3 protein-coding genes are annotated in these 2,042 nt (G+C 64.7%); 1 reads left to right on the top strand and 2 read right to left on the bottom strand.

The window, feature by feature from the left end; genetic code table 11:
- On the bottom strand, positions 1 to 114 hold a 114-nt coding region (locus IU450_RS39170), incomplete at its 3' end, for a MerR family DNA-binding transcriptional regulator (RefSeq protein ID WP_195154764.1).
- A gap of 212 nt (positions 115 to 326) precedes the next feature.
- Positions 327 to 956: a DinB family protein gene (locus IU450_RS39165; RefSeq protein ID WP_195154763.1), complete on the bottom strand. Its 630-nt coding sequence runs from the start codon at positions 954 to 956 to the stop codon at positions 327 to 329.
- 540 nt (positions 957 to 1,496) lie between these two features.
- Here IU450_RS39165 and IU450_RS41190 point away from each other — a divergent pair.
- The coding region (locus IU450_RS41190) for a pentapeptide repeat-containing protein (RefSeq protein WP_195154762.1) at positions 1,497 to 2,042 on the top strand (546 nt) is incomplete at its 3' end.

The raw sequence follows: 2,042 nt of genomic DNA, 5'->3' as shown, positions 1-2,042 counted from the left end.
GGCCGGGCGCACCAACCCGATCCGGTCGTAGTGATGCAACGTCCGAACCGTCAATCCGGCCTCGGTCGCGAGCTCACCGACCTTCCACACCTGCTCGATTCCCGGCTCGTCCATCCGCTTCCGTCTCACTCCCACCGACGCACCTTGCGCTGGTCTCGCCGACGGTAGGACCTGACGTTACGTCAGGAGCAAGCCGAAACTTCCGGGTGGATCCCGCGTCAACGGCGCTACAGAAACATGCTGTATTGCCGCATGGCGTGCGGCATCGTGGGTCAGAAACGATCGTTACCGATATAGCGCGTCCCTCAGCGTGATATCGGCGCGGCTCAGCGGCCAACGGAGTCCTGGGCCCGTTGTGCGGTTTTCTCCAGCTCGGCTCGATATTGCTGCCACCAGGTCGCGTCGCTGGTGGGCATGTTGCCGTTGCCGTCGAGCAGGCCCGCAGCGCCGTCGATGAGCTCGCGGATGATGTCGGCGTGTCCGGCGTGGCGGTGGGTTTCGGTGGTCACGTGCACCAGGACTTGGTGCAGGGTGACGGCCTGGTGCTGCTCGGACCACCACGGGACCGAGCCTTTGGCGTCGAGGTCGAGACTGTCGATCGTGGTGTCGGCATGTGCCCAGGCCCTCCGGTAGAACCCGATGATGTCCTCGCGCGACTGTTCGGCGGTGGCCCACATGTCGGCTGTGGGATCGGCCTGGAAATCGTGATCGGTGAAGGGTTCGTGGTAGGGGCGGGTGAAAGTGTCACCGAAGTAGCCCAGTTCGACGGTGCCGAGGTGTTTGACCAGGCCGAGCAGGTTCGTGCCGGTCGGGGTCATCGGGCGACGCACATCGTACTCGGAGAGCCCATCGAGCTTCCACAGCATGGCTTCGCGGGCGTAGCGCAGGTAACGGTGCAGATCCGCTTTGGGGTCGGGACGGTCATGCCGAGCACTCTGCCAGGGCCCCGACGCCATCCCCGATCGGTTTTCCCTCTCAGCCACAGCTTCCGAAAAGCGGAGCCCCGCACGACATCGGAATCATGGCCGCTCTTTAGCCGTGGATCCAGGTCACAGACCATGTGAGTCTTGTTCGCGCCACCTGCCCCTGCGAGAACACCCGCCTTACCGCCGCGAGTCACAGTCGACCTGCGCTTCCGGACCACACCGCTCCACGGCCGTGGAGGATCGGAGATCCGAACGATCCTCTGACACCCGGCAATGGTGTGGGTGGGCAAAAAGAGTGTGGTCAGCAGTGGCCGCAGGCAGCTCACGTCGTTGGAACGAAGTGAGTACCCGGATCCTCCTCGCTAGTCGGCCAAGCGAGTGCATGATCTGACCACCGTAGTGGCAGGCGCTTTCGAAGGAGATGACGCATGAGCACGGGGGAACGCCATCGCGGCGCGGTCCAGTCGCAGGCCCAGGACGTTCACTGAGGCCCCCACGCCCCGAGTATCCCGAGCTGGCCGATTGCTGCATTGGTCGGGGTGGACGAAAGTAGCGGCAATCGCTACGACAGTGGCCACGCTCGGCGCGACACTCACCGCCGCTGGCGCCCTGTGGTTCACCGCGCAGTCTCTGCGCGCGACGAACAGCCAGCATTCCCTCTCGCAGCAAACAACGGTGACCGACCGCTTTCGCCTGGCGGCAGAACAACTCGCCTCCGACAAGATCGATGTCCGCCTGTCGGGCATCTACCTGCTGGAGCGTCTCGCCAAAGACTCCCCCGCCGACCACCCGACCGTCTTCGCGATGCTTTCAGCGTTCCTGCGCACCCACACGAACGCCAGCGAATGCCGGACACAGAGCCCACTCCAACCGATACCCGCCGACATCCAGGCGGTACTGACTGTCATCACACGTCGCGTCCTCGGTCCCGAACCCCTCGCCGACAAGCTGGACCTACGCCTGACCTGCCTCGCGGAGGGCGACGCCTCCGACGTGATGCTCTCCCACGCGGACTTCACCCGCGCGAACCTCACAACGGTGAACCTCACCCGCGCCTTCATCCCGCACGCGAATCTCACCGATGCCGACCTCACCGGCGCGAACCTCACCGAGACC

It is taken from the genome of Nocardia abscessus (assembly GCF_015477775.1).
GTDB classification, from domain to species: domain Bacteria; phylum Actinomycetota; class Actinomycetes; order Mycobacteriales; family Mycobacteriaceae; genus Nocardia; species Nocardia abscessus_A.
The sequence above is the reverse complement of the archived record's forward strand: the minus strand, read 5'-3'. Positions and strand labels throughout refer to the sequence as shown.